Origin of the sequence: Paractinoplanes globisporus DSM 43857 (genome assembly GCF_000379645.1) — a bacterium.
Taxonomy (GTDB): domain Bacteria; phylum Actinomycetota; class Actinomycetes; order Mycobacteriales; family Micromonosporaceae; genus Actinoplanes; species Actinoplanes globisporus.
In genome coordinates this window covers 22,841-47,082 of sequence record NZ_KB903300.1, presented here as the reverse complement: position 1 = coordinate 47,082, position 24,242 = coordinate 22,841, and the positions used below count along the sequence as shown (strand labels likewise).

The following is a 24,242-nucleotide window of genomic DNA, read 5'->3' as shown; positions in this document are numbered from 1 at the left end:
CCGTTTGCCGGAAGAGACCGGAAGAGATCAGACCAGCTCGAGTTGCTGCGGCTCCGCGTTCTCGACGGCGGTGGCCGGGCGCACCGACCGCAGCGACCAGAGCGCCACCGGCACCCCGACCGCGACCAGGACCGCGGCCACCACCAGCGAGAACTGGTAGCCGCTGAGGTAGCGGTGCAGCTCGGCGCCGCTGGCCGCGTTGGCCCGGTTGGTGAGGATCGCGCCGAGAATCGTGATGCCGAGCAGGCCGAAGACCTCGCGGGAGACGTTCAGCATGCCCGAGCCGACACCCGCCCGCTCGGCCGGCAGCGCGCCGACGATCACGTTGTTCAGCGGGACGAGCATGCCGCCGCCGACGCCGTAGAACAGGAACCAGGGGAGCAGGTCGGTGTAGGTGGTGCCCTCGCCGTACCCGGCGATTCCGAAGATCGCGACGGCCATGATGCCGAGACCGACTGCGACGGTACGGGCGGCGCCGAAGCGTGCCTCGAGCCGCGGTGCGACCGTGGCGGAGACGGCCATGATCAGCGCCATCGGCACGAACGCCGAGCCCGCCTCGGTCGGCGAGAAGCCGAGCACGTTCTGCAGGTAGATCGCCGTGTAGAAGTAGATGCCGAAGACGCCGAACGCCCACAGGCCCATGGCGAGCAGGCCGCCGGTGAAGACCCGCTGCCGCAGCATGCCCAGGTCCATCATCGGGTTGGCCGAGCGCAGCTCGATCACCACGAAGCCGATCGCCGCAACGGCCGCGACGGCGAACGACGCCAGGATCACGCCGGAGGTCCAGCCGCGCGACTCACCCTCGATCAGGGCGTACGTGAGGGCGAACAGCGCGACCGACGAGGTGAGCACGCCCGGCAGGTCGAAGCCGCGGGCCAGTCCGCGCCGGCCGGCCGGGACGCTGACCAGGGTGAGGATCGCGGTGGCCACGCCGATCGGCGCGTTGATCAGGAAGATCCAGCCCCAGGAGGCGTGCTGGGAGAGCCAGCCGCCGGTGAACGGGCCGATCGCGAGGGCGAGCGCGCCGACCGCGCCCCAGATGCCGATCGCCGTGCCGCGTTCGCGTGGGTTGGGGAAGAGCTGGGGGATCAGGGCCAGCGAGGCCGGGGTGAGCAGCGCCGCGCCGACGCCCTGCACCGCCCGCGCACCGATCAGCATCTCCTGGTTCTGCGCGAGGCCGGCCGCGACCGACGCGAGCGTGAAGACGGCCAGGCCGCCGAGGAACGCGGTGCGGGTGCCGAGCACGTCGGCGACCCGGCCGCCGGCGAGCAGCAGGCCCGCGAAGACCAGCACGTACGCGCTGGCGATCCACTCGAGGCCGGAGATGCTCAGCGCCAGGTCCCGCTGGATCGACGGCAGGGCCACGTTGACCACGTTGTTGTCGAGGTAGGTCATGAAGGTGCCGAGCGCGACCGCCACGAGCGCCCACCAACGCCGGTTCTTATCCACGGGAGTCCCCCTGTACAACGTCCTTGTACGGCGTCCTTGTACGTCGTACATGTACTTCGTATATCAGACCTGTACGTTGTATGGTTGTCAAGTGGCAGGCGAGAGATTGACCAAACAGGCGGTGGCCGAGCGGGCGCTGCGGCTCGGCGACGAGGAGGGGCTGGAGGCGGTGACCATCCGCCGGCTGGCCCAGGAACTGGGCGTCACGCCCATGGCCCTGTACTGGCATTTCAAGAACAAGGATGAGCTGATGGTCGGCATCGTCGACCACGCGCTGTCCACCGTCCGGGCCGACCGTTCGGCCACCGACCCGTGGCCGAAACAGCTGCGCGCGATGGTCGAGGCGCTGATCTGGGCGATGCGTGAGCACCCCGCGCTTGCCGACGTCATGCACAACGTCGCCAAGGAGGACGGGGAAAGCTTCACCCGTGCCTCCAACGACGCGCTGGTGCTGCTCACCGCCGGCGGCTTCGGCGTCGAGGAGGCGTACTGGGTGGCCTCCCACCTGCTGCACTCCGCGATCGGCCTGGTCGCCGCCCAGCCCGACTGCCCGATGAACGTGCCGGCCGACCAGGCCGACGAGTGGCGCCGGCAGAAGAGGCTGAAACTGGAGAGCCTGCCGGTCGACAAATACCCGCTGATGGTCGCGTTCGCCGCGAGCTACGCCCGGGTGCCCGACATCGAGCACTACTACGCCTTCGGCCTCGATCTCGTGATGGCCGGCGTCGAGGCGATGGCCCCCGGATCGGCCCACTCAACCGGGCCGAAATTGGATCAGACAATAATTGCTTCGCGCAGTACCGTCGAAGCGTGACGAGAGTCGACTTCTATTTCGATCCTGCCTGCCCCTTCGCCTGGATCACGTCCCGCTGGATGCTCGAGGTCGAGCGCCAGCGGGAGGTTGATCTCCGGTTCCACGTCATGAGCCTGTTCGTGCTCAACGAGAACCGCGACCTCCCCGAGTCGTACCGCGAGCTGATCAACCGCTCGCTCGGCACCGTCCGGGTGGTGACCGCCGCCAAGGAGAAACACGGCGACAAGATCCTCCGTGACCTGTACACCGCGCTCGGCACCCGCATTCACAACCAGGGCAACAAGGACTTCGGCGTCGTGATCCGCGAGGCGCTGGCCGAGCTGGGCCTCGAGCCCGAGCTCGCCGAGGCGGCCACCAGCACGGAGTACGACGAGGAGCTGCGCCGCAGCCACCACGAGGGGATGGACCCGGTCGGCGACGACGTCGGCACCCCGACCATCCACATCGACGGGGTCGCCTTCTTCGGCCCGGTGCTCTCCAGCATCCCGCGCGGCGAGGACGCGCTGAAGGTCTTCGACGGCGCCGTGGCGCTCGCGTCGTACCCGGACTTCTTCGAGCTCAAGCGGACCCGGACGGGCGGCCTGAATTTCGACTGAGTGCGGCGTTTGCCGGCACACGCACGATTCGATACGAACCGGCATAGTTCCGCCTTCCCGCTAAGAAGGCGGGCTGTGCCGCCGTATTCACGTACGTGGACTCGATCAGCGTCGTCATCTGCAGTTACACCGAGCGGCGCTGGGAGGACCTTCGCCGGGCGTGCGCCTCGGTCGAGCGGCAGCTCCACGGCGGCGACGAACTCGTCCTCGTGATCGACCACAACGACACGCTGCTCGAACGGGCCCGGGGCGAGTTTCCCCGGGCCCGCGTCGTCCCCAACGGCGGCAAGCCCGGCCTCTCCGGGGCGCGCAACACCGGCGTCGAGTCCAGCCGCGGCGACGTGGTCGCCTTCCTCGACGACGACGCGGTCGCCCGAACGGGCTGGGCCGACGCGCTGCGCGAGACCTTCGCCGGCGCGCACGTGGCCGTCGCCGGCACTGCCGTGGTCGCCGACTGGGAGGGCGGGCATCCGCCGCGCTGGTTCCCGGCCGAGTTCGGCTGGGTGGTCGGCTGCAGCTACCGCGGCCAGCCCCGGCACCGGGCGCTGGTGCGCAACCCGATCGGCGCGTCGATGGCCGTGCGCCGCAAGGTCTTCGACGAGATCGGCGGCTTCTCCGGGGCGATCGGCCGGGTCGGCGCGACCCCGGTCGGCTGCGAGGAGACCGAGTTCTGCATCCGGGTGACCGAGCACGACGCCGCCGACGTGGTGGTGCTCGACCCGGCCACCGCGGTCGACCACCACGTGCCGGCGGACCGGCAGACGATGCGGTATTTCGTCCGCCGCTGCTATCACGAGGGGCGGTCCAAGCGGATCGTCGCGCTGCTGCGGGGCGCCGACGCGGGCCTGTCGGCCGAGCGCACGTACGTGCGGGTCACGCTGCCGTCGGCCGTCCTGCGCGGGGTCGCCGGCGCGGCACGCGACCCGGGCGGCCTGCTGCGGGCCGGGGTGGTGGTCCTCGGGCTGGGCAGCACCGTCCTCGGCTACGCGGTCGAGTCGCTGCGGCGCGGAGCCCTCACTTCCGGATAAATCCGCATACGAGCGGATTGCCGGGGAGAATGAGCCCCGTGAGCGCTTCCGGCGGGATCTGGTGCTGCGACTTCGACCTGGCCGGCGACGAGACGTCGGCGATGGTGCCGCCCCGGGCCGAGACCACGATGCGCGTGCTGGTCCGCCTGCACGGCGAGCCGCTCGGCTATGTGACCCTGCCCCGCACCGGCACCCCGCGCGACCTCGACCTGATCCGGGTGGCGGCCCGGAAGGAGCTGGCCGGGCCGCTCGTGCGGCACCTGATGGCGGAGGGCGAGTCGATCGTCGAGGGCGAGGGCTGGCGGCCGGCCGCGCAGACACCGGCCTGTCCCAACCACGTCGTCGCCGACGACCTCGTCTCGGTCGTCGTCTGCACCCGCGACCGCAGCGAGTCGCTGCCCGCCTGCCTCGACCGGATCGCCGCGGTGACCTACCAGCGCGTCGAGTTCGTCATCGTCGACAACGCGCCGAGCGACGGCTCGACCAAGGCGGTCATCGAGCGGTACGCGGCCTACGACGACCGTTTCCGGTACGTCCGCGAGCCGCGGCCCGGTCTGTCCCGGGCCCGCAATGCCGGGATCGCCGCCGCGCGCGGGCGCTACCTCGCCTACACCGACGACGACGTGGCGGTCGACCGCCTGTGGATCCACGGGCTGCTCCGCGGCTTCCAGCGGCGCCCCGACGTGGCCTGCGTGACCGGCCTGGTCTGCACCGCGGCGATCAGCAACGGTCCGGAGGCGTACTTCGACGCCCGCCTGGCCAGTTGGTCGACCCGGTGCCGGCCGCAGTTCTTCGACCTGTCGATGCGCGACCGGTACGGGGTGCTCTACCCGTTCTCGGCCGGCATCTTCGGCACCGGCGCGAGCTTCGCCTTCGACCGGGAGAGCCTCGTGCGCGCGGGCGGCTTCGACGAGGCGCTCGGCGCGGGCACACCCACCCGCGGCGGCGAGGATCTCGACATCTTCGTCCGGATTCTGCTCGGCGGCGGGGCCATCGCGTACGAGCCGGCCGCGGTCGTCTGGCATCACCACCGGGCGACCGAGGAGTCGCTGCTTCAGCAGATGTACGGCTACGGAACCGGGCTCACGGCGTACCTGACGAAATTGCTTCTCGATCAGTCGACCCGCAGCCAGTTGCTGCGCCGCGTGCCGGCCGGTCTGCTGCGGATCGCCCAGATCCGGCACGGCACCAACGAGCGGCTCGGCGCGACCGTGGCCGCTCCGTCCGGGGCGATGCGCCGCGAGTTCACCGGGTACCTGGCCGGCCCGATGCTCTACCTGCGGGCCCGCCGGGCCGCGCGCACCCGGACCGGGCAGGTGGTCGCGCGGTGACGACCGTCGAGGACCTCGAGGCACCGGCTCGGGCGGACACCGCCGCCGCGGCGCCGAGCACGGCACAGGCCCGGCTGGTCATCTCGGCGCTGAGCCTGCTCGCGCTGGCGGCCGGCCTGATCGGCCTGATCCCCGGCCTGCACGGGCTGCGGGTCGTCGGCTTCGCCGGGTACTTCCTGTTCGGCGCGGGCGCGGCGCCGTGGGCGCTGCTCCGCCGGATCGACCTGCCGCTGCGGCTCGCGCTCAGTGTCGGCACATCGTTCGGCACTCTGGTGATCTTCTCGACCGTCATGCTCGAGGCCGGCATCTGGCAGACGGCCGTCGCCACCACGCTGCTGTGCGCGGTGACCGCGCCGCTGCACGTGGCCGCCCTGGTCGAGGTGCGCCGCTCGCGGCTTTCGATGGGCGTGCTCGGGCCGGGCGTCTACGTGGCCGGCACCGGGATGCTGCTCTGCCTGGTCGCGGCGCTCATGCACCGGCACACCGACCCCGGTATCTGGGGCTTCCTCGTGCAGATCGGGCCGCTCTGGTACATCGGTCTCGGCCTGATCGTGCTGTCGCTGGCGATTTCCCGGTCGTACGCCGAGGCGGCCACCGCGATCGGCGTGCTCGCGCTGGTCGTGGTGCTGACCGGCACCCAGGCGATCGTCTACGACATGCCTCGCATCCAGTCGAGCGCCAAGCACGTGGAGCTGGTCGAGCAGATCCGCCACCAGCACCTGCTCAAGTCGACGGTCGACGTCTACAACGGCTGGCCGGGCTTCTTCTCGGCGATGGCGTGGCTGGCCGACGCGGCCGGCATCCGCGACCCGATCAACCTGGCCATGGCGTGGCAGCTGCTGATCGGCCTCTACCGGCTGGTCACGATGCGGTACTTCGCCGCCCAGGTGATCAAGGACCGGCGGCTGGTCTGGCTCGCCGTCCTGTTCTGCGTGCTGCCCGACACGATCGGCCAGGACTATTTCTCGCCGCAGTCGGTCGGCTTCGCTCTCGGCATCCTGATCTTCGGCTTCGCGCTCTCCGATCTGCCGCTGCGGCTCAAGGTGCCGGCGATGATCGTGCCGGCCGTGACGATCTCGATCTCGCACCAGCTCAGCCCGTACATCGTCGGCGGCGCGCTCTGCGTGCTGGTGGTTCTTCGCCAGCTCCGGCCGTGGTGGCTGCCCGCGACCGTGCTCGTCACCGCCGTGGCCTGGGCCGGGATCAACTGGAACGACATCAGCAGGTTCGTCGACCTCGGCGGGCTGCTCAGCGCCGGCAACCTCGCCCCGCCTACGCCCGGCGCCGCCAGCGGCCTCGCCCGCCTGCCCGCGTTCCTGGTCACCGAGGCGGCGCTCGCCTTCAGCCTGATGATCCTCGGGCTGCTGAGCCTCGTCGTCCTGTTCCGGCAGCGTCGCAGTCTTCGGACCTGGGCGTACGCGGCCTGCCCGGGCGCCGGCGTCGCGATCGTGGTCGCCCACCCGTACGGCAAGGAGGGCATCTTCCGGGCCACCTTGTTCGCGCTGCCCTGGCTGGCCGTGCTCGCCGCTCAGGCGTTCCCTGTCGAACCGAGCCGACGCCGGCGGGCAGCACAGCTCGCGGTGATCGCGCTGCTCACGGGCGCCTTCCTGGCCGGCACGTTCAGCCTCGACGCCTCGAACGTCATGCGCCGCGGGGACCTCGACGCCTTCCAGGAGTACGCGCGGACGCCGACCGGGGACGACGTCAACTACTGCCTCATCATCGGCCCGGGCGACGTGCCGAGTGGGCCGAACACCGGCGAGCTCACCCGCATCAACGTCTACCGCGACACCATCGACCCGATCAACGGGTTCACCATCAAGACCCCGCCCGACACCACCACGGTCGCGGCGCTGACCGAGCTGCTCATCGAGTACTCCGGCTCGAACGACCCGACCGACCACCTGTTCGCGTTCTGGTCGCCCACCTCGTCCTACTACGGCTGGGAGTACGGCCTGCACACGCCCGAGCAGTTCATCGCCATGCGGGACGCGTTCGCCGCCTCGCCGCTGTGGAACGTGATCTTTTCCGAGGGCGGTTCGGTGCTGTTCCAGTACACGGGCTCCTGATGGGCGATGAGCGGGGCCACGTCGCGCAACTGTTCGGGCGGGACTCGCTCTACATGCTGATGTGGGCCGTGCAGATCATCTGCGCGGCCCTGCTCACCCCGGTCACCACCCGGGTCCTCGGCCTGCCCGAGTTCGGCACGATCACCTCGGCGAACGCGGTCATGCAGGTGCTGTTCGTCTTCGCCGGCCTCGGGCTGCAGACCGCCGTGCAGCGCGAGTACTCGACGTTCGAGAACCCGCGCGGCGCCCACCAGCTGATCTTCGCGGCGCTCGGCCTGACCGTCGGTGTCTCGGCGATCGCGTGGTTCACCGTGCCGCTCTGGGCCGGCGCGCTGGAGATGGGCGACCAACAGGTCGCGCTGCGCTGGGCGGTGCTGTGGGCCGGGTCGTCGGCGATGACCACGGTCTCCCTCGGTCTGCTGCGCAGTCTGGACCGGTTGCTGATGTTCGGGGCGGTCAGCTTCCTGCAGTCGGTGGTCGCCGAGGCGCTCGCCCTCGGCCTGGTCAAGTTCTACCGGCCGACTGCCGAGGCGTTCCTCGGCGGGCAGGTGGCCGCGCAGTTCGCCGCCGCGTTCCTCGGTCTGGTCGTGGCGCCGCCGGCCCTGCTGCTCGGTCGCGACCGGGAGGTGCTGGACCGCGCCCTGCGGTTCGCGTTGCCGCTGGTGCCGGCCGCGCTGAGCACGTTCGTGCTGTCGGTCTCCGACCGGCTCATCGTCGAGGCGCAGCTGGGCAGCGAGGCGGTCGCGCGCTACCAGGTCGCGTACAACGTGGCGTCGATGCCGATGCTGCTGCTGTCGGTGCTGAACTCGGCCTGGATGCCGCGGTTCTTCGGCATCTCCGACGAGGCCGAGCGGCGCAGCGTGCTGGCGTCCAGCCGGGACTCGCTCTACCGGCTGATGCTTCCGGTGGTGGCCGGCTTCGCCTGTGGCGCGCCGATCGTGCTGCGGGTCTGGGCGCCGTCCTCCTACCACCCGGAGAAGCTGCACTTCGTGGTCTGCCTCGTCCTGATCACGGCGATTCCGTACGCCGGGCAGCTCGCCGTCACCCGCACGCTGATGGCCGACGGGCGTACCGGCGCCTCGGCGGTCGTGACCCTGCTCGCCGCGCTGGTCAACGTCGGTCTCAACCTGGCGCTGGTACCGCGCTTCGGGCTCGAGGGATGTGCCTTCGCGACCCTCGCCGCGTACGTCTTCCTGTACGTCGCGCTCGAGGCGGTCGGGCGCGAGGCGCGGGTGCCGCCGTCACCGGGACGCCTCAAGCTGCAGCTCGCGGGGGCCGCGACGGCGGCGCTCGCTTCGGCCTGGGTGGTGGAGAACGCGCTCACCCTCACGCTGCGGGCGGTGGCCGGGGCGGCGACGCTGGCCTGGTTCCTGCGGGTGCTGGTGACGATCGGCGGGGAGAACCGGGCGACCGACGAGCGCACCCAGCCGGTCCGCGCGCCGGACGCCACGACCCAGATCCTCCTGGTCGGCCCGACCATCGCGATGTCGTCGATCATTCCCAACCGGCGGCGGGGCGAGCGGCGTGGATCGCGGCAGCAGCCTTACTGGGCGCTCGAGCGTCGCTTCGACGACCGGCGGGCGACCGGGCGGCACCGCCGGCGGACGGTCCCGACCAGCGCGCCGCCGCCCTGGCCCCCGATGCGGCCCCCGTCAGGCCCGGGCGGTTAGGCGGGCGATCAACGGGATCGGCAAATGTCCGATGCTGACGGGCTCCTTGCGTACGGAATCGAAGGTCTTCCCGGCGGCCCGAAGCGCACGCCGAAGGGCCCACCGCGCGTCATAGATCCAGAGCCGGCCGCCGGGGCGCAACACCCGGCGCAGGTCACGGACGCCGCCCTCGACGTCGCCCCAGTGATGCTGGCTGATCGACGAGACGATCAGATCGAACGTGGCGTCGGCGTAGGGGAGCGCCGCGACGTCACCGACCGTGAACGTCACCCGCCCGTCCGGGTCCTGCTGCCGGGCGTACTCGATCATCTTTGGTTCGAGGTCGACGGCGTCGATGATCCAGGACGGGCGCCGGGCGGCGAGGTCGCGAGGGATGCGGCCGGGCCCGGTGCCGGCGTCGAGCACGCGCGCGCCGTCGGGCAGCCCGGCGGCCGCGGCATCGGCGACGACCTTGGCGTAGAGCTTGGCGCCGAGCCGGCCGGCGTGCCGGTCGTAGCGCTCGGCGTTGGCGAAGAGGTGTGCGGCCTGCATGATTCCTCCCGAATACTTCATTCTCTTCCGAACATCGTGTTCGGTTATGCTGATCCGGGTCAACGGCCGATCCGGGGTATCCGTCCCGTACCGAACAGAGGTGGCGACATTGGCCGGGAACGATCGTCGAGTCCGGCGTACTCGTCGCTTACTGCAACAGGCGCTGGTCGCCCTCATCACCGAGCGTGGCTACGAGCGCGTCACCGTGCAGGAGGTGCTCGACCGGGCCGACGTCGGACGCACCACCTTCTACGCGCACTTCCGCGACAAGGACGCGCTCTTCGCCTCCTGCTTCGACGACCTGCGCGCCGACCTCGAGCGAGAGCTCGCCGCGATGGGCGGATCGCCGCCGGACGACCCCGCCTCACCGATCGGGGTGATCTTCGAACACGCGCATCGCAACCAGCCGGTCTATCGCGCGGTCGGCGCGGCGCACCTGCACGACCTGCTCTTCTCGGCGCTGCGTGATCATCTCGCAGGGCACGGCGCCCGGCTGCCGGTCGAGATCGTCGCGGAATACCATGCGAGTGCGCTGGTCGGCGTGCTCGGCTGGTGGGTGCGGGCCGGCTTCCCGCACGGCCCCGAGGCGATGGCCCGGATGTGCCGGGAGATGACCCAACCCGGTGTGATGGCCGCCCTGACTGAGATCCACGCCGGTGGGTAAGGATGGCGACATGACGTTTGTCGTGGTGGGTGGCGGCCTGGCCGCCGCCAAGGCGGTGCAAACCCTGCGGGACGAGGGCTTCGAGGGCCCGGTCACGCTCATCGGGTCGGAGAGAAATCGGCCGTACGAGCGACCGCCGCTCTCCAAGGGAGTGCTCCTCGGCACGGACCCCGAGGACAGCGTGTTCGTCCACTCTCCGGAGTGGTACCCGGAGCACGACGTCACACTGCGCAGCGGTTCGCGGGTGACCGCGATCGACCGGGCCGCCAAGGTCGTCCGGCTCGACGGCGGCGACGAGATCGCGTACGAGAAGCTGCTGCTCGCCACCGGCTCCTCGCCGCGGCCGCTCCCGGTGCCCGGCGGCGAGCGCGCGCTGCTGCTGCGGACCATCGAGGACTCACGCCGCATCTCCGAGGCCGTCACCGGCGATCGCCGGGTCGTGGTCGTCGGCTCCGGCTGGATCGGCCTCGAGGTCGCGGCGGCCGCCCGCAGCCGGGGCGCGACCGTCGACGTGGTCGGCACCACCCGTGTCCCGCTGGAGAACGTGCTCGGCCCGGAGATCGCCGAGGTCTTCGCCGAGCTGCACCGGGCCAACGGCGTCACCCTGCACATGGGCACCCACGCGGAGTCGGTCGACGCCAAGTCGGTGCGGCTCGCCGACGGCACGACGCTCGCGGCCGACGTGGTCGTCGCCGGCATCGGCGTCACGCCGAACGTCGAGCTCGCCGCCGACGCGGGCCTCGCGGTCGACAACGGCGTGCTGGTCGACCGGCGGCTCGCCACGAGCGACCCCGACATCTTCGCGGCCGGCGACATCGCGAACGTCGACCACCCGTTCCTCAAGCACCGCATCCGCGTCGAGCACTGGGCCACCGCGCTCAACTCGGGCCCGGTCGCGGCGAGGGCGATGCTCGGCCAGGACGTGTCGTACGACAAGCTGCCGTACTTCTACACCGACCAGTTCGACCTTGGCATGGAGTACACGGGCTGGGTGCCGCCGTCCTCGTCTCCGCAGGTGATCGTGCGCGGCGATCTCACGACCCGGGAGTTCATCTCGTTCTGGCTGGTCGACGGCAAGGTCGCGGCCGGCATGAACGTCAACGTCTGGGACGTGACCGAGCAGATCGAGGCACTGATCCGCTCGGGCCGGGCGATCGACCAGGATCGTCTCGCCGACCCTTCCGTGTCGTTGTCTGACCTTTTGGGCTGAGTCGCACCGGCTGTGCGTCGCCGATCCCACCCGGTCGGCGACGCTGACAGTCGTGGACGTGCATGCCCGGGTGCTCACGCACGAGCGACGAGGGGCGGACGTCGCCGTCTTCACCTGCCGTACCGGTGCGCCCTTGCCGTTCCGCGCCGGTCAGCACGTGAGCATCGAGTGCCCGTACCGGCCGTGGCAGTCCCGGGCGTACGCGATCGCGAACGCGCCGCGACCGGACCGTGTGCTGGAGTTCCACGTCCGCGCGGTCGGCGCGGCCGGTGTCTCGGCCGCGCTGGTCCGCCGGCTCAAGCCCGGCGACCTGCTGCGGCTGGGTGGGCCGCGGGGGACCCTCACGCTCGACCCGCTCTCCCGGCGTGACCTGGTCTTCGTCACCGGCGGTACCGGGCTGGCGCCGGCCAAGGCGCTCATCGACGAGCTCAGTCGCTTCAACCGCACCCGCTGGATCCATCTGTTCCGCGGCGAGCGTCACGCCCGGGACTTCTACGACCGGGACGGCGTCGACCGGCTCGCCCGCCGGCACCCGTGGCTCACCGTGGTCCGCGCGACCAGCGACGAGCCGGACGAGCACGGCGAGCAGGCGCCGATCTCGGAGGTCGTCGCGCGGCACGGGCCGTGGCCCGACCACGACGTGTACGTCTTCGGCTCGGCCGCGATGGTGGAGGCGACGCTGCGGCGCCTCGACCTGGCCGGGGTGCCGCCGGCGCGGATCCGGTCCGATGTGGTCGGTCCTACCCCGGCGCCATTCTGAGTCGGTGCTGCTCCGGCGCCATCTATCGCAGTGCCATTTTGAGCAGCCCGTTGCGGAGAGGGACGCCGTGCCGCATGCGGGTCAGGCGGCTCGCGGCCCCGGCCATCCGCACGAGGCGCTGCGTGCTGCGGCGACGGTCACGCTCGTATGCCGCTGGGCCGGCCCGGCCGAGGGTCACGGCGTCGATGATCGCCTCGCACGCGCCACGGCCCAGATCGGGCGCCATCGCGTGGGCGGCGTCGCCGATCAGCACCACGTTTCCCGACACATAGGACGGCAGCCTAGGCGTGACGTAGATGTCATGGCGGAGGATGCCCTCCTCGCGGACCGTGCCGAGGACCCGGGCCACCGCGGGGTCGGACCAGCCGCCGAAGATCTCGAGCAGCGCGTCGCGCTCGGCGCCCGGGTGGAAGCGGCCCTCGGGCAGTGCGGCGGAGGCGAACCAATTGGTGCGGCCGCCCTCCTGCGGGGTGACGCCGAACTTCACTCCGGCGCCCCAGATCTCGGCGAACGTGTCGGTGGCGAACTCGTCGAGGGTGCCACGCCAGGCGGTGCTGCCCGCATAGCGCGCCCGGGACCGGTCACCGAAGAGCTCCTCGCGAGTGCGGCTGAACACTCCGTCGGCCGCCACGACCAGGCCGAACTCGCGGCGCAGCGGCTCGACCGCGCCGACCGGCTCGCCTAAGCGCAGGTCACAGCCGTCGGCGGCGGCGTCGCGCAGGACGGTCAGCAGGGCCGGGCGGGAGATCAGGTGAATGCGGTCGCCGAGGCGGCGCTCCAGCCGGTCGACGTCCATGGCCGCGATGCGGGTGCCGTCGGGCCGCCGCAGCTCGCCATCGCTCTGCGGCACGCCCCGCTTGCGCACCTCGTCGCCGAGGCCGAGCTCGTCGAGTGCGCGGAGCGCGGCCGGCCAGATGCCGAGCGCGGTGCCGACGGCCGGGGTGGTCGTCTGTCGCTCGTGGACGGTGACCTGCCAGCCGGCCTGCCGCAGCGCGATCGCCGCCGCCAGCCCGCCGATGCCCCCGCCGATGATCGCCGCTGTCTTCGTCATACCCCGAGGCTACTACAGCTGTAGTGATTTCACTACCGGTGTAGTATCACCGACATGCCGTCCCGCCAGGAGCAGCTGCTCGACGCCGCCATCACCGTGCTCGGGAGCCAGGGGATCCGCCAGCTGACGCATCGTGCGGTCGACGCGGCGGCCGGGCTGCCCGCGGGGTCGGCGTCCAACTACTTCAGAACCAGGGACGCGCTGGTCAACGCGATCATCGAGCGGTTCGCCGAGCGCGAGCGAGCCTCGTGGGAAGCTCTCGCCGGCATGGTCACGCCGCGTACGCCCGAGGAACTGGCGGAGGTGCTCGCGGCCTATGTGCGGCGGGCCGTCGGGCCCGATCGGGTGGTGACGATCGCCCGGTATGGGATCTTCCTCGAGGCGGCATTGCGGCCGGAGTCGCGGGAGCAGCTCACCGCGTCGGCGCGGGAGATCCGGCGGTGGGGGGCCGAGTGGTTGCGTTCGGTCGGCGCGCCTGACCCCGGCCAGGCCTGCGAGCTGCTGCTCGATCAGATGGACGGGCTGATCCTGCACAACCTCGCCTATCCCGATCTGGTCGTCGACCTCGAGGCCCGGCTGACCGCCGCGGTGCGAGGGGTTTTTGATGTGTGCGGCGCCGACTAAAGTTTGATCGTGGATCGCATGGACACGTCGGTGGCGCACCCGGCTCGGCGGTACAACTACTGGCTGGGCGGCAAGGACCATTTCGCGGCCGACCGGGAGTCGGGCGATCTGCTGGCCGAGGCCTTCCCCACGGCGCGTGTTGCCGCGCTGGAAAATCGCGATTTCCTGCGGCGCGGCGTGCGTTTTCTGGCCGAGTCGGGGGTGCGGCAGTTCCTCGACGTCGGTACGGGGTTGCCGGTTCCGGACAATACGCATGAGATCGCGCAGCGGATGGCGCCCGAGTCGCGAGTGCTCTATGTGGACAACGATCCGATCGTGATGACCCACTCGCGGGCGCTGACCATCGGGACGCCGCAGGGGCGTACGGGATATGTCGAGGCCGATCTGCGGGAGCCGGAAGTCATTCTCGCCCACCCGGAGCTGCGGGCGGTGCTCGATCTGCGGGAGCCGGTCGCCTTGCTGCTGGTGGCGGTGCTGCACTTCATCCACGACGACAAACAGGCTCTGGCCGTGGTGTCGCGGTTGCTGGATTCACTGCCCTCGGGCAGTTACCTGGTGGCCAGCAATCTGACGCTCGACTACGCGCCGCCGGCCCAGGTCGCCATGCATGAGGAACTGCTGGCCTCCGGAAAGACCGATGCCCGGGCGCGCGACAAATCCGAGTTCGGCCGGTTCTTCGACGGGCTCGAGCTGGTCGAACCGGGGATCGTGGCGGTCAGCGACTGGCGACCCGACCGGGAAGAGCGGCCGACCGCCCAGGATGTCGCCATCTACGGAGCGGTCGGCCGGAAACCCTGAATCGGCGGACGTGCCCCGATCGCGGCGATGTCGGCGGATCGTCACTAGGGTCGAGGCATGGACATCCTCGTTGCGGGCGGCCACGGCAAGGTCGCCCGACGCCTGCTCGCTCTGCTGGCCGGTCAGGGGCACACCGCGCGCGGCCTGATCCGCAATCCCGATCAGGCCGATGACCTGCGTGCGGTGGGCGCGGTCCCGGTGCTCGGCGACATGGAGGCGGCGCCGTCGCTGGAGCCGTTCGTGGCGGGCGCCGACGCGGTGGTCTTCGCCGCCGGGGCCGGGCCGGGGAGTGGACCCGCCCGCAAGCGCACGGTCGACCTGGGCGGTGCCGTCAAGCTGGCCGATGCCGCAAAGGCTTTGTCCGTACGGCGTTACGTCATGGTCTCCTCGATCGGGGCGGAGAACCCCGCGGGTGGTGGAGCGATGCAGCCCTACCTGGAGGCCAAGGCGGAGGCCGACGCCTACGTGGTGGCGAGCGGGCTCGACTACACGATCGTGCGGCCGGGCAGCCTGACCGACGACCCGGGCACGGGCCTGGTCACGGTGACCCGCACGCTGGGCAACCGGGGGCGGGTTCCCCGGGACGATGTCGCCGCCGTGCTCGCCGCCTGTCTGTCGACGCCGGCGACCATCGGTGTGACCTTCGAGCTCTTCGCCGGGGAGACTCCGATCAGTGCGGCTCTGCGGCTATAGAAGCCAGCGCCCGGGCCTCGCCGCGTAGCTGTTCCGCACGGTCGGTGTGGCCGGCCCGGTCGTAGTCGTCGGCCGCCGCCTCGCGCTCGGCCACCTCGGCCCGCACGATCTGCTCGACCTCGTCGTCGGTCAGCGCGTGGCGGGCGACCTCGGTCGCGCCCACGCCGATCGCCACCTGCTCGATCGCCTGGCCACGCGGCTCGCCACCGGCCGGGGCGACCGCCTCGGCATTGTCGATCGCGGCGAGGGTGGCGCGCAGGGCCGCCGTCGCCACGCGGTCGCGCGACTTCATGGCGGCCGGCAGGGCGGCGCGCAGCCGCTGCCGCAGGGAGGTCTCGGTCATGACCGCGACGGTATCGACCGGCCCGGTCAGCGGAAACTCATTTCGCCGAACTCTCGCCGGCAATGGGGGAGCAGGGCGGCCAGGGCCGGACTGGTCCGCTCGCGCCACACCAGGGCGAGCAGCGCCGGAAGCGGGATTCCGGTGATCGGCACGGCCACCAGACCGGGGTGCGCCTTCGCCATCGACTCGCTCAACACCGCAATGCCCAGACCGCGCTCGGCGAGGTCGGCGACCGCGCCGGGCGCCGATGCCACGAGAACGACGTCGGGGATCAGGCTCGCGCTCACACACGCCTCGTCGAAGGCGGTGCGGATACCGGTTCCCGCGGGCAGCGTGACGAGGGGATGTGCGATCAACTCGGTCAGCGGCAGGGCCTTTTCGCTCGCCTGGGGATGACCGAGCGGCATCAGCGCCACCAGGCCCTCGCTGGCGATCACCTGGGCGGACAGATGCTCGGGCGGCGCGCCGGCGACGCCGACCAGGGCGATGTCGGCCAGACCGGTGCGGACCGCGCCGATCAGGTGGGTGGAGTTGTCCTCGACCAGCTCGAGCTCGATCCCGGGATGCTCGCGGTGGAAGGCGGCCAACGCGGCGAAGAGCGGCGTGATCTCGCACCCGGTCACCATGCCGACGGTCAGATGGCCGCGGACGAGCCCCTTCACGGCGTCGACGCTCTCGCGCAGGTCGGCGACGGCGTCGAGGGCCTGCCGCGCGTACGGGAGGGCGACCGTGCCCACCTCGGTGAGCCGTGCCACCCGGCCCGAGCGGTCGAACAGCTCCGCGCCCAGCTCGGATTCCAGGGCCTTGACCTGGGCACTCACCCCGGACTGGCTGATGTGGACGCGCTGCGCGGCGCGGGTGAAGTTGGCCTCCTCGGCCACCGCCACGAAGTACTCGAGCTGCCGCAGTTCCATAACCAGAGATTCTAGCTTCCATAAAAACCATGCGTTGGACTTCTACGGGCGCCCGGAGGAGGGTGGAGTCATGACCGAACGCGAGAGGGCTCGTAAGCCCGAAGACCTGACCCGTTTGTTCGTCGAGCGGGCGAACGCGAAAGACGCCGAAGGCCTCGCGCTGCTCTACGAGGAAGATGCCGTGATGGCCTATCCGCCCGGTCAGCAGACCGTGGGCCGGGCCGCGATTCAGAAACTGTGGGAGGAAGCGCTGCCGCACATGCCGGCGTTCGAGCCGGAGCAGCCGCTGCCGACGCTCATCAGCGGTGACCTCGCGCTGACCTCCACCCCGCCGAGCGACGGCGCCGGCGCCCGTGCCCAGGTCGTGCGCCGCCAGCCCGACGGCACCTGGCTGCGCGTGCTCGATCAGCCAGAGTTCGTCACGCCCCAGAGCTGACAGCCTCGACAGTGGTGCAGAAGACCGTGCCCAGGCCGGCTGCTGTGCGCCGCCCTGCACGAGCGTGGGCCGCACGCGGTCGACGTCCTGCCCGTCGGCCGGGTAGAGACGGACGATGTGGACGATCGGGCGGCCGGTCGCGCGGAAAGTTTCGGCGACCGTCACTCTGGCACGGCCCCGGCCGTGCGAGCCCGGCTGCCTGGGGGGATCGGGGGGTCAGGCAACCGGGGCCGCTAGGGGTGGATCAGAGAGCGATCCGCTGACCGGGGAAGATCAGGTTGGGGTTGCTGATGATGCTGCTGTTCAGGCCGTACAGGGTGTGCCAGCCGCCCTTGATGTGGTTGACGGTGGCGATGGCCGACAGCGTGTCGCCGGAGCGGACGACGTAGGTCTTGCCGATGGCCTTGACGGTCGTGGAGCGAGTGACCTTGGGGGTCGACTTCGTGGACTTCTTGGTCGCCTTGTGGGTCGCCGACTTCGAGGTCGCCTTGTGGGACGACGACTTGTGCGACGACTTGTGCGACGTGGACGACTTGGAGCCGCTCGTGTTCGAGGCCTTGTAGTGCTTCGACGAACCGGCCTTCTTGCCGCACACCGGCCACGCGCCGATGCCCTGGCCGCGCAGCACCTTCTCGGCGATCGCGATCTGCTCCGACCGGCTCGCCTTGTTCGCGGTGCTGGCGTACTTGGTGCCGCCGTAGGCCTTCCACGTGCCGCGGGTGAACTGCAGCCCGCCGTAGAAGCCGTTGCCCGTGCTGATGCTCCAGTTGCCACCCGACTCACACTGCGCGATCGCGTCCCAGTTCACACTGGACGCCTGCGCCGCGGAGGCCGGGCCGAGCAGGGCGGCCGTGCCCGCCACGCCGGCGGCCGTGAGGCCGAGCGCGAGACGGGCATGCTTGCGCGCCCGCGGTTTGCGGGCATGCTTGCGGATCTGTGCCATGACAGATAAACCTCCACGCCTACGAGGTCAGCTGTCGGGTTCGGGCCGAGGAGCCCGGCCGCCATCGTGCGGCGGCTTCACCCCGAGGCGCGCGCATCGCGCGCCGAGGAACGTGGGTCCCCCGCTTCCTGCCACAGGTTCGAAATCCGGCGGGCGGTGGCAGGAACTCGGCGTTCCACCCGCGGTGCCCGCGAACGCGGGACCGGCCGACGGTAACCACGAGCCCGGGACAACGACCAAGCTCGAAGCGGGAAAGGTGACGTTGTTCTCATCAATTGCCCGGTTTGATCTTGCTTTATGTCGAGAATGACCGATAGGGAGCCATCTCGAATTACCGATCGGTAACTTGTCCGGCCGGAACGGGAAACCTGATGGAGAATCGGCACCCATGAGCGACCAGGTCCGCGATCACGACATCGTCGTCTACGGCGCCTCCGGCTTCGTCGGGGTGCTGGTGGCGCAGTACCTGGCCGGCCATGCGCCGGCCGGCACCCGGGTCGCCCTGGCCGGCCGTTCCGAGCCCAAGCTCGCCCAGGTCAAGCGGCGTCTCGGGGTCGACTGGCCGATCCTCGTGGCCGACGCCGCCGACGTGCCGGCCCTCGAGAAGATCGCCGCATCGACCCGGGTCGTCGTCACCACGGTCGGGCCATATGCGAAATACGGCAAAGCGCTCGTGCGGGCCTGTGCCGCGGCCGGCACCGACTACGTCGACCTCACCGGCGAGGTGCTCTTCGCCCGGGAGAGCATCGACGACAACCACGAGCTTGCCCGCACGACCGGCGCTCGGATCGTGCACTCCTGCGGCTTCGACTCGATTCCGTCCGACATCGGCGTGCACGTGCTCGATCAGCAGGTGAAGGCGGACGAGGCCGGCGAGCTCACCGACACCACGCTGGTCGTCACGAGCCTCCGCGGCGGGATAAGCGGGGGCACGATCGACTCGATGCGACACCAGCTCGACGTGGTCAAGAACGACCGCAAGCTGCGCCGGGTCGCCGCGAGCGCCTACTCTCTGAGCCCCGACCGGGCCGCCGAGCCCGATCTCGGCCGGCAGGACGACACCGCGACCATCTCCGGCCCCGGGGTGCACCCGCGGCTGCGCGGCACGCTCGCCCCGTTCTTCATGGCCTCCTACAACACCCGGGTGGTGCGGCGCAGCAATGCGTTGCGGGGCTGGGCGTACGGGCGGGGTTTCCGCTACCGCGAGGCGATGAGTGTGGGCGGCTCGCCGCTGTCCCCGGTGGTCGCGCACGCCACCCGGCTCGGCCTCGGCGCGCTGATGGCCGGTCTGGCGCTGCCGCCGACCCGATACGTCCTCGACCGGGTGCTGCCCAAGCCGGGCGACGGGCCGAGCGCGAAGGCTCGCGAGAACGGCCACTTCACGATGGACCTGTTCACCACGACCACGTCGGGCGCCCGGTACACGGCGCGGTTCCGGGCGAAGGGCGACCCGGGCTACGCCGCCACCGCGGTGATGCTCGGCGAGTCGGCGCTCGCCCTGGTTCACGACCGCGACAGGCTGCCCGCGTCGGAGGGTGGCGTGCTGACCCCGGCGACCGCCCTCGGCGATGCGCTGGTGACCCGCCTGCGAGCCGCCGGCATGGAGATCACCGCCCGGAAGGAGACCCAGCGGGGAGGCGCGCCCGGCGAGAGGTGAGCCAGCTCACCCGAGCAGCACGGCCTTGCAGAAATCGGTCAGGTGGTCGGCGAACTGGTCGAGGTCGTCGGTCATCTCGCGGGACAGCCAGTCGATGATGACCTCGCTGAGCCCCGCGACCAGGGCGAGCAGCATCCGCTCGTGCCGCACCTCGTCGGTGGGACGAACACCCACCCGGCGCAGCATGCCCGCCAGGAACTGCGCGTCCTCGCGCAGCACCCCCCGCCGCCGGGTCTCCATGCGCGGCGCGTTGATGTAGATGACCTGGGCTCGTTCCGGGTTCGCGCGCAGCATCGTGAGCAGGCGGTGCACCGCGGGCTTCAGCGTCTCGTCGAGGGTGCCCGGCGTCTCCGGCACGGTCGCGACCACGCCGGCGAGCAGCCACTCGTTCTGCTCACGGTGCAGGGCGCGTACGAGATCCTCGCGGTCGACGAAATGCTCGTAGAAGTAGCGTTTCGAGACCTTCGCTCCGGTGCAGACATCGGCGACCGTGACGTCGTCGTAGTCGCGCGTGCCGAACAAGTGCAGTGCCGACGTGAGGATCCGGTCGCGCCGATCCGTCGCGCGTTCCAGGCGGGACCGGCCGCCGTAATTCTCGCCTCGTCGCGTCACCAAGGCAGTCCGCTCGTCCACGAGATCAACCGTAGGCCCACGAGCGGGCGGCACGCATCGGGGGAGACATGACCTACTGGCCTGAACCGGGCTCATTCGGGCAGGATCAGGTGGTGGTCGCCCGCCGTCTCCCCTTTCCGCTCACGTTGACGGGCGACGGCATCGTGCTGCGCGAGTGGCGCCCGGACGATCTCGACGATCTGATCGACCTGCTCGACGATCCGGACATCGCCCGCTGGACCCCGATGCCGTCGCCGTTCGACCGCGAGGCCGGCGTCGCGTACCTCAAACGTGCCTACCAGGGCCGCACCAGCGGGCAGCGCCTCCAGCTCGCGATCACCACGAACGGCGGCCGGCCCCTCGGCGAGGTGCTGCTCTTCGGCATCGACGCCGGCCTCAAGGAGGCCGAACTGGGCTACCTCGTGGGCGCGCGCCATCGCCGGCTCGGGCTCGCATCCCGGTCGCTCTCCCTTCTTTCCGCGTACGCCGGAAGCACGCTCCGACTGAGTCGCTTGCTGCTGCGGATCGATCCCGCGAACACGGCGAGCACGGCGGTGGCCCGCCGCTGCGGGTACACGCTGACCGGGGAGCCCCCGATCCTGCAGGTCGGCCCGCACGGCCCGAGCAGCCTGGCCACCTGGGAGATGCTGACCGGCCACCCCGGCAGCCGCCTTGATCGACTGAAAAATGTCGCAGCCCGGCGGTACGGTCGTCGAACCTAGAAAGCAGCGGGAGGTGCCATGATCAGCGTTGATCGTGCACAGGTGATGGCGTACCGCGTGGCCGCACTCGGCCTCGCCGAGCGGGGCGACCAGCGTCCCGCCGACCTGCCCGTTCTGGATCTCGGCGTCCAGGAGTATTCACCCGGCTCCCAGGCCGTCGCCCTGGCCGCCCGCACCGCCGCCGACCTCGACGACGAGCGGCTGATCACCGTCTGGGCCGCCCGCGGCGCGCCGCACCTGCATCGCCGCGCCGACCTGCCGGCCCTGGTCAAGCAGCTGTGGCCGGTCAGCGACGCCGACGCCACCTCGCGCATCCAGAGTGGCCAGATCCGCGAGGGCATGCGGCTCGGCATCGCCGCGTTCACCGCGACCGCCGCCGCGTTCCGCGAGGTGGTCACCGATTCGATGCCCCGCGGCGTGGCGAGCACCGAGGTGAGCCGGCGGGTGCCGCGCGAGCTGACCTACAACTGCCGCAGCTGCGGCGCCCGGCACATCGCGGGAAACGTCTGGCAGCACTCCGGTCTCGCCGGCGGCGTCGAGGTCGAGTCGCGCGGCCGTGACGCGACGCTCGGCCCGATCCCCGACGCGCCGCCTCAGCCCGATCACAACGAGGGCATCGCCGATCTGATCACGGCCTATCTGCGCCTGCTCGGCCCCGCGACCCCCGCCGAGCTGGGTAAATACCTGGGCAGCACGACCACCGAGATGAAACGCGTGTGGCCGGCGTCCGGCCTGGCCGAGGTCCGGGTCGGCGGGCGCAAGGCATGGCTGCCCGAGTCGTCAGTGGACGATCTGGCCAAGGCCGAGACCCCCGAGGGCGTGCGCCTGGTCCCCGGGATGGACCCGCTTCTCCAGGCCCGCGATCGCGACCTGCTGGTCCCCGACAAGGCACAGCAGAAAGAGGTGTGGCGCATCCTCGGCAACCCCGGCGTCCTCCTGCTCGACGGCGAGATCCTCGGCGTGTGGCGGTCCAAGATGGCCGGCCGTAAACGGGTCGATCTCTCGATCACCTCGTTCGTCCCGCTCCCGCCCGCGCGCCGTAAACAGATCGAGGCCGAGGCGGCCGAGGTCGCCCGCGGCCGGGGTGTCCCCGACGCGACGGTCACCTTCGACTGACGTCCGCGCCGCCAGCGTTGCCGGTCGATGGGTTTCGTCGTTTCGTGGTTTGGGACAAGGGGAGGGGATAAATCCGGCGATGGCGGGGAACTGGCATCCGGCGGAGGTATCCCGAGAGCAACGGGCGAGTAACAATGAGATAGATCGAGATGGCTCGCCCTCGATCGCGGGAAGGCCCGGTGCCGACCGGAGGTGACGACATGCTGAGCAGGGAAGACAACCGCCGGCTGGCGGAGCTGGAACGCCAGCTGAGACATGATGACCCAGATTTCTGCGCCCGCATGACCGGCGGCATGGCCAGTCCGGCCCCGCGCCGCGGCCCTACCCTGTCCCTGATCATCACCGCGATCGTCATCTGGGCGGCCGCGATCACGCTGGCCGTGCTCGGCTGGTGGATAGCCGCCGTGGTCGCCGCCGTGTGTGCGACCACAGTGGCCTCCGTGCTGACCTTCCGCCTGGTCCGCCGCCGCGCCGACTCCACCTGACCAGTTGCCGCCGGCCACCCTGGCCCACTCCGCCCGGGTGGCCGCCACCGGTCGCGCCGCCGGCCATCGCGCCGATTCGCCTGAGCGGCGGTCCACCCGGCTTACTCATTTGAGCGTCTGTCGCCAATGGCGCGGGACGCCGCCCTGCGCCTGCTGGCCTGCGCTGCCGACGGCCCGGGCCTAGCGGCATTTGGCAGGTTAACGCGGGGCCCGCATGAGTCGGCCGGAGCGATGGCGGGCGGACTGGACGTGTTGAAGGCGGCGCCGAAACTCGGCGCCGCCTCCCCTCGGGCTTACGTGGTGCCGGGGAATTCCCGCGTTGCGTCCTGCAGCGCGGGCGGCACGGGTCAGGCCGGGGTTTGGGAGCCGCGGCGGGAGCGGAAGACCCAAATGCGCAGCATCAGGAAGCGGACCGCGGTGGCCAGCAGGTTGGCCAGGACCAGCACGGCCAGTTCGACCTTTTTGGGCGGGCTCGTGCTGATGGCGTCGAGCAGGGCGAGCGAGCCGCTGGTCAGGGCCAGGCCGATGCCGAAGACGATCAGGCCTTGGGCCTGATGCCGCCAGGCGCCGTGGTTGCCGCGGACGCGGAAGGTCACGCGGCGGTTCACGGCGGTGTTCGCGATCGCGGTGACGAGCAGGGCCACCAGGTTTGCCCACTGTGGGCTGACGGCGGTGCGCAGGACGGCGTACAGAATCAGGTAGGCGAGCGTGCTGGCGACGCCCACCGCGGCGAAACGCAGCAGTTGTCCGGTCAGGCCGGCGGGCACGCCGGCCACCGGGAGCGGGTTGCGCCCGAGCTGTTCGCGCAGCGTGCCCAGCGGCAGGCGGCCCGAGCCGAGCGCGCGCAGCAGCCGCACGATGCCCTTGAGGTCGGCCATCGCGGTCGAGACGATGTCCACCCGGCTGTCGGGGTCGTCCACCCAGTCGACCGGCACCTCGTGGATGCGCAGCCCGGCCTTCTCGGCCAGCACCAACAACTCCGTGTCGAAGAACCAGCCGGTGTCCTCGACCATCGGCAGCAGGCGCTCGGCCACGTCGGCGCGGATCGCCTTGAAGCCGCACTGGGCGTCGGAGAAGCGCGCCGACAGCGTGCCGCGCAGGATCAGGTTGTAGCTGCGCGAGATGAACTCCCGCTTCGCGCCGCGCACCACTCGGGAGCCGCGGGCCAGGCGCGAGCCGATCGCCAGGTCGGAGTGGCCGGAGATCAGGGGCGCGACCAGCGGAAGCAGCGCGCCCAGGTCGGTGGAGAGGTCCACGTCCATGTAGGCCAGCACGGCCGCGTCGGAGTTGGTCCAGACGTACTTGAGCGCCCGGCCCCGGCCCTTCTCGGGCAGATGCACCGACGCGACGCCGGGCAGTTCCTCGGTGAGCCACTTGGCGACATCGGCGGTCGAGTCGGTGCTCGCGTTGTCGGCGATGGTGATCCGGAAGCGGTACGGGAAGTGTGCCGACAGGTAGGCGTGCAGGCGCCGCACGCACGGCTCGAGATCGATCTCCTCGTTGTAGACGGGGACGACCACATCGAGCACCGGAGCGTCGATCCGGGGCGGGTCGGCGTCGTGCGATGCCAGCGTCTCAAGACTCATGTCATCCAAATTCGTCGGCACAACTGGGGGATACGTGAGGCGAGCCTGTGTCGGTTCTGTGAGTCTGTTTTCGAGTACGTGAAACGTGCGTCAACGGATGAACAGAGTGGTGGACGACACCCTCGGTGAGGGTGCCGCCC

Annotated in this window: 25 protein-coding genes and 1 riboswitch; of the genes, 17 read left to right on the top strand and 8 right to left on the bottom strand. The window is 70.9% G+C overall.

What is annotated here, in order from left to right; translation table 11 throughout:
* Nucleotides 1-27: 27 nt before the first annotated feature.
* A complete protein-coding gene (locus tag A3CQ_RS0114530; protein WP_026205702.1) occupies nucleotides 28-1,449 on the bottom strand; it encodes a DHA2 family efflux MFS transporter permease subunit in 1,422 nt (473 codons plus the stop codon).
* A gap of 91 nt (nucleotides 1,450-1,540) precedes the next feature.
* Here A3CQ_RS0114530 and A3CQ_RS0114525 point away from each other — a divergent pair, with 91 nt between their 5' ends.
* From A3CQ_RS0114525 to A3CQ_RS0114500, 6 genes are all read left to right on the top strand, one after another.
* Nucleotides 1,541-2,263 carry a TetR/AcrR family transcriptional regulator gene (locus A3CQ_RS0114525; protein ID WP_245577228.1) on the top strand — a complete coding sequence of 241 codons (723 nt, stop codon included), beginning with the start codon at nucleotides 1,541-1,543 and terminating at the stop codon, nucleotides 2,261-2,263.
* Nucleotides 2,260-2,859: a mycothiol-dependent nitroreductase Rv2466c family protein gene (locus tag A3CQ_RS0114520; RefSeq protein ID WP_020511667.1), complete on the top strand. Its 600-nt coding sequence runs from the start codon at nucleotides 2,260-2,262 to the stop codon at nucleotides 2,857-2,859. Before A3CQ_RS0114525 ends, A3CQ_RS0114520 begins: the two co-directional genes overlap by 4 nt.
* Nucleotides 2,860-2,954: 95 nt before the next feature.
* On the top strand, nucleotides 2,955-3,887 hold the full coding sequence (locus A3CQ_RS52795) for a glycosyltransferase family 2 protein (protein WP_020511666.1): 933 nt from the start codon (nucleotides 2,955-2,957) through the stop codon (nucleotides 3,885-3,887).
* 38 nt (nucleotides 3,888-3,925) lie between these two features.
* On the top strand, nucleotides 3,926-5,218 hold the full coding sequence (locus A3CQ_RS0114510; RefSeq protein ID WP_020511665.1) for a glycosyltransferase family 2 protein: 1,293 nt from the start codon (nucleotides 3,926-3,928) through the stop codon (nucleotides 5,216-5,218).
* The gene (locus A3CQ_RS0114505; RefSeq protein ID WP_020511664.1) at nucleotides 5,215-7,287 is read left to right on the top strand and encodes a hypothetical protein; all 2,073 of its coding nucleotides are present in this window, start codon (nucleotides 5,215-5,217) and stop codon (nucleotides 7,285-7,287) included. The genes A3CQ_RS0114510 and A3CQ_RS0114505 overlap by 4 nt, the downstream gene beginning before the upstream one ends.
* A complete protein-coding gene (locus A3CQ_RS0114500) occupies nucleotides 7,287-8,957 on the top strand; it encodes a lipopolysaccharide biosynthesis protein (RefSeq protein WP_020511663.1) in 1,671 nt (556 codons plus the stop codon). Before A3CQ_RS0114505 ends, A3CQ_RS0114500 begins: the two co-directional genes overlap by 1 nt.
* Here A3CQ_RS0114500 and A3CQ_RS0114495 read toward each other — a convergent pair.
* On the bottom strand, nucleotides 8,940-9,488 hold the full coding sequence (locus A3CQ_RS0114495) for a class I SAM-dependent methyltransferase (RefSeq protein ID WP_020511662.1): 549 nt from the start codon (nucleotides 9,486-9,488) through the stop codon (nucleotides 8,940-8,942). The two genes, A3CQ_RS0114500 and A3CQ_RS0114495, sit on opposite strands and share 18 nt — an antisense overlap.
* Before the next feature lie 100 nt (nucleotides 9,489-9,588).
* On the opposite strand from A3CQ_RS0114495, the gene A3CQ_RS52790 reads away from it, so the two are divergent.
* The 3 genes from A3CQ_RS52790 to A3CQ_RS52785 are packed head-to-tail and all read left to right on the top strand — an operon-like array spanning nucleotide 9,589 to nucleotide 12,122.
* Nucleotides 9,589-10,152 (top strand): TetR/AcrR family transcriptional regulator, encoded by a 564-nt coding sequence (locus tag A3CQ_RS52790; protein WP_157295851.1) that lies wholly within the window; start codon nucleotides 9,589-9,591, stop codon nucleotides 10,150-10,152.
* Nucleotides 10,153-10,162: 10 nt separating this feature from the next.
* Nucleotides 10,163-11,362, top strand: coding sequence for an NAD(P)/FAD-dependent oxidoreductase (locus tag A3CQ_RS0114485; RefSeq protein ID WP_020511660.1), 1,200 nt, complete (start codon nucleotides 10,163-10,165; stop codon nucleotides 11,360-11,362).
* 52 nt (nucleotides 11,363-11,414) lie between these two features.
* Nucleotides 11,415-12,122, top strand: coding sequence for an FAD-binding oxidoreductase (locus A3CQ_RS52785; protein ID WP_020511659.1), 708 nt, complete (start codon nucleotides 11,415-11,417; stop codon nucleotides 12,120-12,122).
* 22 nt (nucleotides 12,123-12,144) lie between these two features.
* On the opposite strand, the gene A3CQ_RS0114475 is transcribed toward A3CQ_RS52785, so the two are convergent.
* Nucleotides 12,145-13,173, bottom strand: coding sequence for an FAD-dependent monooxygenase (locus tag A3CQ_RS0114475; RefSeq protein WP_020511658.1), 1,029 nt, complete (start codon nucleotides 13,171-13,173; stop codon nucleotides 12,145-12,147).
* Between the two features lie 54 nt (nucleotides 13,174-13,227).
* Here A3CQ_RS0114475 and A3CQ_RS62090 point away from each other — a divergent pair, with 54 nt between their 5' ends.
* From A3CQ_RS62090 to A3CQ_RS0114460, 3 genes are read left to right on the top strand one after another with little or no spacing between them, the layout of a single operon-like run.
* Complete coding sequence (locus A3CQ_RS62090; protein WP_020511657.1) at nucleotides 13,228-13,797, top strand: TetR/AcrR family transcriptional regulator; 570 nt, start codon at nucleotides 13,228-13,230, stop codon at nucleotides 13,795-13,797.
* Nucleotides 13,798-13,815: 18 nt separating this feature from the next.
* Nucleotides 13,816-14,595 carry an SAM-dependent methyltransferase gene (locus A3CQ_RS62085; protein ID WP_020511656.1) on the top strand — a complete coding sequence of 260 codons (780 nt, stop codon included), beginning with the start codon at nucleotides 13,816-13,818 and terminating at the stop codon, nucleotides 14,593-14,595.
* Nucleotides 14,596-14,652: 57 nt separating this feature from the next.
* Nucleotides 14,653-15,288 carry an SDR family oxidoreductase gene (locus A3CQ_RS0114460; protein WP_020511655.1) on the top strand — a complete coding sequence of 212 codons (636 nt, stop codon included), beginning with the start codon at nucleotides 14,653-14,655 and terminating at the stop codon, nucleotides 15,286-15,288.
* Here A3CQ_RS0114460 and A3CQ_RS0114455 read toward each other — a convergent pair.
* Nucleotides 15,266-15,631, bottom strand: coding sequence for a GatB/YqeY domain-containing protein (locus A3CQ_RS0114455; protein WP_020511654.1), 366 nt, complete (start codon nucleotides 15,629-15,631; stop codon nucleotides 15,266-15,268). The two genes, A3CQ_RS0114460 and A3CQ_RS0114455, sit on opposite strands and share 23 nt — an antisense overlap.
* Nucleotides 15,632-15,657: 26 nt before the next feature.
* On the bottom strand, nucleotides 15,658-16,545 hold the full coding sequence (locus tag A3CQ_RS0114450) for a LysR family transcriptional regulator (RefSeq protein ID WP_020511653.1): 888 nt from the start codon (nucleotides 16,543-16,545) through the stop codon (nucleotides 15,658-15,660).
* Nucleotides 16,546-16,615: 70 nt separating this feature from the next.
* On the opposite strand from A3CQ_RS0114450, the gene A3CQ_RS0114445 reads away from it, so the two are divergent.
* A complete protein-coding gene (locus tag A3CQ_RS0114445) occupies nucleotides 16,616-16,981 on the top strand; it encodes a YybH family protein (protein WP_026205699.1) in 366 nt (121 codons plus the stop codon).
* Between the two features lie 244 nt (nucleotides 16,982-17,225).
* Here the strand turns inward: A3CQ_RS0114445 and A3CQ_RS0114440 are convergent, their stop codons facing one another.
* Complete coding sequence (locus A3CQ_RS0114440) at nucleotides 17,226-17,924, bottom strand: LysM peptidoglycan-binding domain-containing protein (protein WP_020511651.1); 699 nt, start codon at nucleotides 17,922-17,924, stop codon at nucleotides 17,226-17,228.
* A 1-nt stretch (nucleotide 17,925) separates the two neighbouring features.
* Nucleotides 17,926-18,086, bottom strand: a riboswitch (cyclic di-AMP (ydaO/yuaA leader).
* Between the two features lie 226 nt (nucleotides 18,087-18,312).
* On the opposite strand from A3CQ_RS0114440, the gene A3CQ_RS0114435 reads away from it, so the two are divergent.
* Nucleotides 18,313-19,581, top strand: a complete 1,269-nt coding sequence (locus A3CQ_RS0114435; RefSeq protein WP_020511650.1) for a saccharopine dehydrogenase family protein — start codon at nucleotides 18,313-18,315, stop codon at nucleotides 19,579-19,581.
* Between the two features lie 6 nt (nucleotides 19,582-19,587).
* Here the strand turns inward: A3CQ_RS0114435 and A3CQ_RS0114430 are convergent, their stop codons facing one another.
* Nucleotides 19,588-20,214 (bottom strand): TetR/AcrR family transcriptional regulator, encoded by a 627-nt coding sequence (locus A3CQ_RS0114430; RefSeq protein WP_211216590.1) that lies wholly within the window; start codon nucleotides 20,212-20,214, stop codon nucleotides 19,588-19,590.
* 47 nt (nucleotides 20,215-20,261) lie between these two features.
* Here A3CQ_RS0114430 and A3CQ_RS0114425 point away from each other — a divergent pair, with 47 nt between their 5' ends.
* From A3CQ_RS0114425 to A3CQ_RS0114415, 3 genes are all read left to right on the top strand, one after another.
* Nucleotides 20,262-20,915, top strand: coding sequence for a GNAT family N-acetyltransferase (locus A3CQ_RS0114425; protein ID WP_020511648.1), 654 nt, complete (start codon nucleotides 20,262-20,264; stop codon nucleotides 20,913-20,915).
* 18 nt (nucleotides 20,916-20,933) lie between these two features.
* Complete coding sequence (locus A3CQ_RS0114420) at nucleotides 20,934-22,031, top strand: DNA glycosylase AlkZ-like family protein (protein ID WP_026205698.1); 1,098 nt, start codon at nucleotides 20,934-20,936, stop codon at nucleotides 22,029-22,031.
* A gap of 200 nt (nucleotides 22,032-22,231) precedes the next feature.
* Entirely contained in the window at nucleotides 22,232-22,516 is a 285-nt protein-coding gene (locus A3CQ_RS0114415; RefSeq protein ID WP_026205697.1) for a DUF3040 domain-containing protein, read from the top strand.
* A 347-nt stretch (nucleotides 22,517-22,863) separates the two neighbouring features.
* On the opposite strand, the gene A3CQ_RS0114410 is transcribed toward A3CQ_RS0114415, so the two are convergent.
* A complete protein-coding gene (locus A3CQ_RS0114410) occupies nucleotides 22,864-24,102 on the bottom strand; it encodes a bifunctional glycosyltransferase family 2/GtrA family protein (RefSeq protein ID WP_020511645.1) in 1,239 nt (412 codons plus the stop codon).
* Nucleotides 24,103-24,242: the final 140 nt, after the last annotated feature.